The organism is Leptodesmis sp., from assembly GCF_052746595.1.
Window position 1 is genome coordinate 63,961 of the sequence record NZ_JBRAGO010000007.1, and the last position, 9,543, is coordinate 73,503.

A 9,543-nucleotide genomic window follows, 5' to 3' on the forward strand; every position below is an offset into this window, starting at 1 on the left:
GTATCGTTCGCGGTTCTACTTGTCACAATGCTGGTGTATTGGGTGGGGGCCATGTTCCCACAAATCCCCCATCTGAGTACTGCCGGCTCAACGGGCATGGCGATCGCCAACCTTTGTATGGCCGCTTTGTTGGCAGCACGTTGGTTGGAGGCTGGCTATTTCCCGTTAAGCAACCTCTATGAATCCCTGTTTTTCCTGGCCTGGGGCATGACCACGATGCATTTTGTGGCGGAGCGGATGAGCCGTAATCGTCTTATCGGGGCCATCACGGCTCCTGTGGCGATGAGCATTACCGCGTTTGCTGCCCTTTCATTACCAGATACTATGCAGGAATCAGCACCGCTGGTTCCTGCGTTGAAATCCAACTGGCTGATGATGCACGTTAGTGTCATGATGCTGAGTTATGCCACGTTGATGGTGGGATCCTTGCTGGCGATCGCCTTTCTCATCGTCACCCGTGGACAAAATGTGGAATTGCGGGGTAGTTCCGTGGGTAATGGAGGTTATCGCGATCGCAGCTATCAATTGCATCGGGCTGGAGAATCCACAGTTCCTCCAGTTCCTGAACCCGTTCCATCAACCTCTTCCGCAAACAGTGGTGGGACAATCGTGCTGGAAAAGGCTTCCCCTGTGGCTATAATGCTTACCCCTCAACCTCTCTCTCCACAACGGTTAAACCTGGCAGACACCCTTGACAACATCAGTTACCGGATTATTGGGTTGGGCTTTCCCCTCCTGACTATAGGGATTATTGCTGGGGCAGTCTGGGCAAACGAAGCCTGGGGTTCCTATTGGAGTTGGGATCCCAAAGAAACCTGGGCACTGATTACCTGGCTGGTATTTGCGGCCTATCTCCATGCCCGCATCACCAAGGGATGGCAGGGCCGTCGTCCAGCAATTCTGGCAGCAACCGGGTTCCTGGTGGTCTGGATTTGCTACCTGGGTGTTAATTTGTTGGGCAAAGGGTTACACAGCTACGGCTGGTTCTTCTAACATGAATGATTTTCAACCACTGAATAACGATGAAGTGCTGTTTGTGAGCGTAGGGCGTGTCTTGATGGCCAACCCTACCTTCAAAGTCGGCGAGTTCTTAGATGCATTAGCTCAGGCAATCAGTGAGCGGGAAGCGGACTGGATCGAAGAGAATGAAGGCTGGTTCAGTGATGGTCTGGAATGCGAAGCGCTACGTTTTAGTACCCAGGGCTGGCAACGCGGCAGAGTCAGAATCCGTCTCGAATTTGCGCCTGATACCCCTCGCGCCAGCCTGCCTGAACGTCGTTCCAGTAGTAGTGAACTGCGCCGCTTAGAAAGAGCAGATCCTCGCTTTGAGGATTATCGTACAGGTCGAGAACAATCTTTCCGAGTCGAACGTCCTCGTGCTGACCTGGATGATATCTACAGAGCAGAGGACGAATATTAAGAGTATTAAATGATGAAAAGGTGAGAGGGTGGAATGCTGCTCATTACCTCTTTATCCTATTAGCTCCATACCAGTTCTATGAGTCGATCGCCCTGGACTCTGCTGCACGCTTATCTCCACCAAATCCTGAAGGATAGGAATCTACTCCCTCTAGGGCAACGGATCCTGATCGCCGTCTCCGGAGGACAAGATTCTCTTTGTCTGGCAAAATTACTGTTGGATTTGCAGTCGCGCTGGTCTTGGGAACTGGCGATCGCCCATTGTGACCACCGCTGGCGATCAGATTCTGCTGCGAACGCTGACTTTGTTCACACCCTGGCACAGTCCTGGCAATTGCCTTACTACCAGCAAACGGCAACCGTGGAGTTGACCAGTGAGGCAGCGGCCAGAACCTGGCGATATGAGAGTTTAGCGGCCATTGCTCAACAGCAAAATTTTAACTGTATTGTGACTGGTCATACGGCTAGCGATCGTGCCGAAACAATGCTGTACAACTTGATCCGGGGCAGTGGTATGGACGGTCTGCAAGCACTCGCCTGGCAACGTCCTCTCACAGAGCAGATTCAGCTTATCCGTCCCCTGCTCTCAATCACCCGGACGCAAACGGCTCAATTTTGTCAGGAGATGCATCTTTCCCTTTGGCAGGACAGTACTAACCAGGATCGCCAGTATGCCCGTAATCGGATTCGTCTCGATCTCTTGCCCTATATTCAGGCCAATCTTAATCCGAACGTCGAAAAAGCTCTGAGTCAGACGGCTGAGGTGATACAAGCTGACGTGGACTATTTAGAAGCGGAAGCAAAAGCTTTACGGGAGCAGGCCAGTGAAATGAGTACAACTCATGCCTTCAACCGCCAGGTTTTGCGAAAGGCTCCGCTGGCGTTACAACGACGCGCAATCCGTCAGATTCTCCAGCAAATCCTGCCTGTGGCTCCATCCTTCAATCATATTGAGAAACTGGTTCACCTGATTACAGCCCCTAGCTATTCTCAAACCGATCCGTTTCCAGGCGGCCTGATTGCCTACGTAGAAGGAGACTGGATCTGGTTACGAAACTGCTAACTCTGGTGAACTGGTAAGCTGGGCCAGAATTTGTCGCATTTCGCCAATCGTTTGTTGATGTCCACCTGCCTCCTGATTCAACATAGCTGCGATCTCGTTTAACTTATGGCGCAACTCATCTGCTGTATCTTGTACTGGTTGAAGCAACTCCTGATACAAATTCACTCGACCTTCCAGGTTCGCAGCCGCTATTCTTCGGGCCAGCAGATCTGCCTCCACCTGCTTTAGCTCATTGCGTTTGTTGTCCTGAATAACTACTTGAGGGTTAATCATTTCCTCAGCTTGGTGGATGGCCGCCTTCATCTGCTCAATCTGACCTTCTAGCTTTTGCAAATTATCTGCCTGCTGTTGCCGTTGTGCTTCTATATGGGACAGGATGGGACTAAGATCAATGACATTTTCTTGCCCTTCAGGGGTAGCCAGTCCCTGACGACGACGCAAAATCGACTGATGCTGACTGAGAATTCCCCGTCTTCCCTGGAGACTACGCCGTTGCCCCACCAGGGTCTCGTATAACATCTGATAGCCATCCTGTTCATCAGTCAGATCATTTTCCAAATTCAGGCGATCGAACTCATTAGCGGCCTCAATTCTGGCCTTTAGTGCGTCAATTTCCTGTTGCTTCAGCGTTAACTCCTCTTCTTGGCTTTCCACAAAGCTAGAAAGCTTAGCCAGATCGCTCTCCAGTTCTTGAACCAGGTTCTGCAGCTCTTCTATCGGCATTTTTTCCAGGGCTTCCACATCCACCTGCAACCCAACCTTAACGTTATCCGAGGTATCAGCAAGACGGTAGAGTTGTTGATGTAACTCATCGTGACTCTGAACCTGAACCGACAGCATTTGAGCGTAGTCTTGCTTGATTACCAAAGCACTTTGTTGTGCCTTCAGTTCTGCTCTGGCCTGTTCCAGTGTTTCCTGGGCTTTGTGCCATTCCTGCCAGCGGTGATGCAGATCTTGAGATTGCTGCTCGATTTCGTGCTGGTTTTGTTGTACTTGCGATCGTTGCTGCTCCAATAACTGCCAATGCTGTCCTAAACGCTCCTGATGCTGGGCCAGTGCCTCAAAAGCAGCATTCAGTTGTTCTCGGATGGACTCTGCCTGGGGCAGCGTTCCTTCTAACTGGTTCAATAGATTATGCAGGGCAGAGGCTTTTTCTGGATCCAGAACAGACAAGGACGATTGTTGCAGGGAAGCTTGTTGTTCCTCCATCCGGCGCATCTCTCCGCGCAAATGTTCCCAGGCTCCTTCTAGCTCTTGCCGGTTGCGCTCATAGGACTCTTTCTGGCGGTTAATCTCTTCTTGCAGGGCCAGCAGTTCCTGACGCTGTTGCTCCAGATGCTCACAGTCCTCCTCCATTTGCTGCAGTTGCTCTCGGCGGGCTTCCATTTCCATTTCCCGCCGGTTCAACTCCTGACTCTGGTAGGTCAGCGACTGTTTCCACTGCTCAATCTCTTCTTCCTGGGTCTTAAACTTTTCTTGTAATCGGGAAAAGTTCTGCAAAATGTTGACCAGGGGACGGCCCGCTTCCTGCATCCGCTGAATCTGACGACTAGCGGACAAATCGACCAGTACAAGGGCACCTGCAGCATAGTTACTCGCTTCATCAGACGGCAGTACCTCGTCACCGGGAACGGCTGTCCAATTCTGTTCCGATCGCTGGCAAGCCAGTAGCTTTAGTTCAGCCCGACCACCACCAAAAACACCACTCTTTTTTTGTACTTCCGCTAGATACAGCACGCCAATAATCCCCTTCTGTGTCTGTGCCCAATGAAAACAATGAATTGATCCAGGCTCAATGCATCAAACCGAACCTGATTCTGAATGGTGCGTTTAGGATAACCCAGCTCAAGCTAGGGTTATCTAACGGGTGCTTGAGATGAGAATATCGTGCCCAATCAACCGTGTGCCCTATCAAAAGGTACAAGCATTCCTTCTCAAAGACCCATCGTAACAGTTCAGGCTCATCATGCCCGGAGGATGACTGATTAATAGAATAGTATTTTAGTTACAGAATGCGAATCCAGTTGAAGTAGGTTTACCAGGAACTACACCTGACTTTCCCCCAAAGCTTGTAGTCTTTAACATCCCAACTTTTGCCCTTGAATGTAACGTTTGTAACATTCTCTGTCGGAAGAACGGTAAAGAACTGTAATGGTTGAGCCAAATAACACCACTCATGCAAGGCAAGCTTCGTGAAATTGATATCCACAGTATCCTGCAGCTCGTTGCGCTAGGACAGAAAACAGGAGAACTGTTTGTAGAAGCTGACTTACCAGCAAGAAAGTATGGCTTGGAACGGCGTGGATCAGATGATCTAGCCGCGACGCAGCCAGCAGGTCGATCGTGGTTTGTTTTTTTCAGCAACGGCCGGATTGTTTATGCCACTGATGCCCCCAATAATCACTCTCGCTTAAAGGATTACTCACGGCGTTATCAAGGAGAAGCGACACTCGCCCGGTTGATGGCTAGCCCCTCGGCTGCATTGAATGTTTCTGAGTATGAATATTTATGGCTGCTGTTAGAAAATCATCTGCTAACTCCGGCTCAAAGTCGCAGCATTATTCATGGCATGGTGCATGAAACCTTATTTGACCTGCTGAGCCTGCATCAGGGTAGTTTTAGTTTTGCCACTGGACCAGCTCTATCTCCCCAGCTAACAGCCCTAGACATTTCAGCCCAACTGACTCGTATGATGAAACAGGTGCAGCAATGGAAGCAGCTTTATCCTTACATTCAGTCTCCTGAACAGTGCCTTGCGATCGCAGATATCGCCAGATTGCAAGGTTTGCTCTCCAACCGCACCTTTAGTAAACTTTCTCGGTTCGCAGATGGCAAGACTTCTATTCGTCAGATTGCTCGTTACTTGAACCGCGATATGCTCACGGTAGCCAGAGCCATTTATCCTTATATACAGCAGGGAGCCATCCGACTCTCTCAACCCGGTTTCCAAGAGCCAGGTGTCGGGATGGATAGCAAAGTTTTCTTATCCAGTTGTTATCCGGCTCCGAACACCCACCCTCCAACAATTGTGTGTGTGGATGATGAAGTCAGTGTCCGAGAAACGGTGCAGACTACTCTGAAGTCTCATGGTTACGCGGTAACGACGATCGCTGATCCGGTTGACGCTTTAAACCTGATCATGCGGCTCCAACCCAACCTGATTCTGTGCGATAGCGTTATACCCACTCTAGATGGCTATGAAATGTGCAGTATGTTACGTCAATCTAAAGCCTGCCGTTACACACCGATCGTTCTGCTAGCGGGCAAAGACGGTTTAACAGAGCAGGTACGGGCCAGACTGGTTGGCGCAACTGACTATTTAACAAAACCCTTCAAGGAAAGTGAGCTATTGATGTTAGTCGAAAAATATGCCGGTTTAGGGTATGCTAAACCGTCTCAGTTAGTTACTTTATTGGCGGATCCGTCAGACGATAGGTTACAAATTGATAGAACGGATGCAAGTCCAGCCTCAACAACACCACTTAATTAAAAATTAAGGGTACTTTAGTTATTAGCAGTTCAATGGTGAACGATGTTGGGTTCTTCCCAGTAACATTGAAACCGGCAAGCGGGTAGGAAGTATGAGTACAGTTCTGGTTGTGGAAGACAGTGTCACCCAACGGGAAATGATTAAGGATCTCCTCAAAGGAAGCGGTTTAACGGTGACCGTGGCGAGTGATGGAGTAGAGGCTCTGGAACAGATTCAAGGCAACCGTCCTGACTTAGTGGTTCTCGATATTGTCATGCCCCGAATGAATGGGTACGAGGTTTGTCGTCGCCTTAAATCTGATCCCAAGACCCAGAATGTACCCGTTGTCATGTGTTCTTCTAAAGGTGAAGAATTTGATCGTTACTGGGGGATGCGACAAGGGGCGGACGCTTACATTGCCAAGCCGTTTCAGCCCACTGAGCTGGTTGGCACCGTGAAACAACTGTTGAGAGGCTAAAGGATTGGTAGCATGGTAGGCAACCCTGATTTTCTAACTGGTAGAGGACAAGACCAAGCCCCGGAGTTTCAGGAACTGGAAAGTCCGGAGGGTGAGTTACACCTGCGGTTTTACGTCGCTTCGGGAAACGAATTTGCTCTGCCAGCAACGGGAATTAAGGAAGTATTGTCTCCACCCCCCGATCGTATTACCCCCATCCCCAATGTTTCACCTTTACTCCTGGGCACACTGAATGTGCGTGGTCGGGTCGTGTGGGTGGCCGATCTGGGACAGTTTTTGGGCGATCCTATGCCACTGAACACGGATAAACCGGAAGTCTCGGTCATTGCGGTGGAAGATCAAGACATCATGTTAGGGCTGGCGGTTGATCGCATCGTCGGTATGGAATGGCTGGATTTGGATGAAGTTCAGGCGGCAACGAATGTGCCTGACAGCGTAGCCCCTTTCCTGCGCGGGGAATGGTTGCTAGACGAGCAGGATAATAAACATCTTCGTTTGCTGGATCAAGTCGCTATTTTGAGATCAGCACGATGGGCAGCATAGGGAGCAGGTCGACATGAGGAACCTGGAAGTTGAAAACGAAAATAGAGGTTCTATCCTAGAATTCAGAGCTAGGACAAATGCTATTCGTTTAATACTGGGTAAGCTTTCCAGGGAAGTCAGGTTACCGTACTCAACAATTAACTGGGAGAAGACACATGACAGCAGGTACTGAGTACGCCCAAGAATACCAGCGGGCGCAAATCGCCTACATGAATGGTAGCTACGGCGAAGCGGCCACTATTGTAGACCGTCTCGTCAAAGATTTTCCTAGCGACCCCAGTGCTTGTCTTCTGCGGGGCCATATCTACTGCTATGGGTTGCAGCAGTACGATATCGCCAAAGAGCAGTATGAATCTGTGCTGCACCTGACCACCGACCCAGAATTTACAAACTACGCCAGCCAAGGATTGCAACATATTCAGGACCATGGAAATGGTCAGGGGATGGTAGGCGATGATTTTGCCCTTGCCGAAGATGATGCATTCGGTGATGCCTTTGATGATCAGACCTTTGGCAGGCAGGATTTTGATGATCAAAGTTCTGATCATTCAGCCTTTGATCACCAGGATGCTGGCAAACAAAGTTTTGCAGATTTTGCCGGAACCACAGCCTGGCAGGATGAAGAAACTTCATCACCTGCGGAATCAGACAACCTAGGCCATTTTGATGCTCTGGAACTGGATCGGTTAAATACAGAAGTGGGGGAACCGTTCCCATCAGCAGAACCATTTCGTGACCCATTCAGCACCACCAGCCAAACAGAGACAGTTCAAGGCACAGGTGATCATCCAGATGCTTTTTCCGATCCCTTCGCGATTGATGACGCTTTTTCAAGTCAGGACTATGGAGTAATCGATCCCTTCTCCGAGCCTCCTGTCCAGGGAACTACTGAGGTACCCTTTGCCATGGCTGGTGACGATCACGCCACCTCCACGGGGTACTCCGAATCGTTTCCAGCAGCACTTGATGATTTTGAGGATGCTTTTGCTCCGCTTGACTTGTCAGAGGATGCAATTCCTGATTTCAGTGCCCCGGAAGATAGAAATGTTTTCAGCGATCGTCCCCCAGAATCTCCTACGAGAAGTGGGGAAAACGCTGCCACTACACTGCCGCTGGGCGAAGATGAAACCTTATTTATGGGTAGCACCAATGCTTATGACGATAGTGAGCAAGCATTTGATACTACCTTTGAACATACTCCGGTCGGTGACCTGGGAACAGAGGTATCTGAGTCACTGTCTTACATGAATTCCTTCTCGGATAGCACTGGTTCTTCCGGGCAGAGTCATGTTGACTTTCTGGACGAGTTTGACGAATTCGATGACCTGGGTAACCTGTCAGACTTCGATCTGTCCGATAACTCAGCTGGCTTTACTCGTCCGGCTGTTGGGGCAGATTTTAGCCTATCCAGCAGTACAGTTGAGCCTCGCGACACTTCTAGCAGCTTTGACTTTAACCCTGTTAACGATCGCTCTATCATCCGGGATGATGAAGTTTTTAGTCTGGCTAGCACCTCAGATCAGGTGCCTGCCTTCACCCAACTCGATCAACCTGGTGTCGAAGCAGGAACAACTGTTAAACAGGGTTTCTTTGCTCCCCTACAAAATGCCTCAATCGCAACCAAACAAATGATTGCGGCTCTAGCCGCCGGATGCTTTGCTGCCTTTGCTGTGGCTCTAGTCAATATGTATGCCGCTTCTAAAGCCTCAGAAAACAATAATCCTGCCGTCGTTTCTGAGCTACGGAATACTGGGTGGCTGATGGCTCTTGCTGGAGGATTGGTGGGTGGAGGAGTTTCCTTTGCTGTGGGTCAGATTACTGCCCAACAGATTAAGCGTTCCGTAGACGACTTACAGGCTCAATTCAACGCGGTTTCTCAGGGAAATCTGAATGCCCGTGCAACGGTTTACTCAGAAGATGAATTCGGTCAACTAGCCACTAGCTTTAATCAGATGTCGCGAGTGATTCTGACCACGACCAGCGAAGCGCAACGCAAAGCCGAAGAGCAAGAGCAGGCTAAGGAAGACTTGCAACGGCAAGTGATTCGTTTACTGGATGATGTGGAAGGTGCCGCACGAGGCGATTTGACCGTACAGGCAGAAGTGACGGCTGATGTACTGGGTGCAGTCGCTGACTCCTTTAACCTGACCATCCAGAATTTGCGCGAGATTGTGCAGCAGGTGAAAGTTGCAGCGCGTCAGGTGAGCAAAGGCTCGACAGATAACGAGATGTTTGCCCGTAGCCTTTCCTCAGATGCATTGCGGCAGGCAGAAGAGTTAGCCGTTACCTTGAATTCTGTTCAAGTAATGACGGAATCTATTCAGCGGGTGGCAGAAAGTGCCCGTGAAGCGGAGGAAGTGGCTCGTTCTGCATCTTCTACAGCTCTCAAGGGAGGGGAAGCGGTGGAACGAACTGTTGCTGGGATTTTGCAAATTCGAGAAACCGTGGCGGAAACTACCCGTAAGGTGAAGCGGTTGGCTGAATCCTCGCAGGAAATTTCCAAGATTGTTGCCTTGATTTCCCAAATTGCTTCCCGTACCAACTTGCTCGCTCTAAACGCCAGTATTGAAG

8 protein-coding genes are annotated in these 9,543 nt (G+C 49.9%); 7 read left to right on the forward strand and 1 reads right to left on the reverse strand.

The annotated features are described in order from the left end of the window. Positions 1-27 precede the first annotated feature (27 nt). The 3 genes from ccsB to tilS all read left to right on the forward strand — a co-directional run bounded on the left by ccsB (position 28) and on the right by tilS (position 2,482). Positions 28-993: a c-type cytochrome biogenesis protein CcsB gene (gene ccsB / locus ACUVQO_RS02915; protein ID WP_445924397.1), complete on the forward strand. Its 966-nt coding sequence runs from the start codon at positions 28-30 to the stop codon at positions 991-993. Position 994: 1 nt separating this feature from the next. Beyond that, on the forward strand, positions 995-1,420 hold the full coding sequence (locus tag ACUVQO_RS02920; RefSeq protein ID WP_445924398.1) for a KGK domain-containing protein: 426 nt from the start codon (positions 995-997) through the stop codon (positions 1,418-1,420). Between the two features lie 78 nt (positions 1,421-1,498). After that, positions 1,499-2,482, forward strand: a complete 984-nt coding sequence (tilS, locus tag ACUVQO_RS02925) for a tRNA lysidine(34) synthetase TilS (RefSeq protein ID WP_445924399.1) — start codon at positions 1,499-1,501, stop codon at positions 2,480-2,482. Here tilS and hmpF read toward each other — a convergent pair. Beyond that, positions 2,468-4,219 carry a pilus motility taxis protein HmpF gene (gene hmpF / locus ACUVQO_RS02930; RefSeq protein WP_445924400.1) on the reverse strand — a complete coding sequence of 584 codons (1,752 nt, stop codon included), beginning with the start codon at positions 4,217-4,219 and terminating at the stop codon, positions 2,468-2,470. The genes tilS and hmpF overlap by 15 nt on opposite strands. Before the next feature lie 439 nt (positions 4,220-4,658). Here hmpF and ACUVQO_RS02935 point away from each other — a divergent pair, with 439 nt between their 5' ends. The 4 genes from ACUVQO_RS02935 to ACUVQO_RS02950 all read left to right on the forward strand — a co-directional run. Beyond that, positions 4,659-5,972, forward strand: coding sequence for a response regulator (locus tag ACUVQO_RS02935; protein ID WP_445924401.1), 1,314 nt, complete (start codon positions 4,659-4,661; stop codon positions 5,970-5,972). 91 nt (positions 5,973-6,063) lie between these two features. Further along, positions 6,064-6,429: a response regulator transcription factor gene (locus ACUVQO_RS02940; RefSeq protein WP_233744462.1), complete on the forward strand. Its 366-nt coding sequence runs from the start codon at positions 6,064-6,066 to the stop codon at positions 6,427-6,429. A 12-nt stretch (positions 6,430-6,441) separates the two neighbouring features. Then, positions 6,442-6,972 carry a chemotaxis protein CheW gene (locus tag ACUVQO_RS02945; RefSeq protein WP_445924402.1) on the forward strand — a complete coding sequence of 177 codons (531 nt, stop codon included), beginning with the start codon at positions 6,442-6,444 and terminating at the stop codon, positions 6,970-6,972. Positions 6,973-7,127: 155 nt separating this feature from the next. After that, positions 7,128-9,543 (forward strand): HAMP domain-containing protein (locus ACUVQO_RS02950; protein ID WP_445924403.1); only part of this gene is annotated, 2,416 nt, incomplete at its 3' end.

Excerpts from the sequence above, each read along its gene's own strand:
- ACUVQO_RS02940 (WP_233744462.1), top strand. The coding sequence starts at position 6,064 with ATGAGTACAGTTCTGGTTGTGGAAGACAGTGTCACCCAACGGGAAATG.
- ACUVQO_RS02920 (WP_445924398.1), top strand. The coding sequence starts at position 995 with ATGAATGATTTTCAACCACTGAATAACGATGAAGTGCTGTTTGTGAGC.
- ccsB (WP_445924397.1), top strand. The coding sequence starts at position 28 with ATGCTGGTGTATTGGGTGGGGGCCATGTTCCCACAAATCCCCCATCTG.
- ACUVQO_RS02935 (WP_445924401.1), top strand. The coding sequence starts at position 4,659 with ATGCAAGGCAAGCTTCGTGAAATTGATATCCACAGTATCCTGCAGCTC.
- ACUVQO_RS02945 (WP_445924402.1), top strand. The coding sequence starts at position 6,442 with ATGGTAGGCAACCCTGATTTTCTAACTGGTAGAGGACAAGACCAAGCC.
- tilS (WP_445924399.1), top strand. The coding sequence starts at position 1,499 with ATGAGTCGATCGCCCTGGACTCTGCTGCACGCTTATCTCCACCAAATC.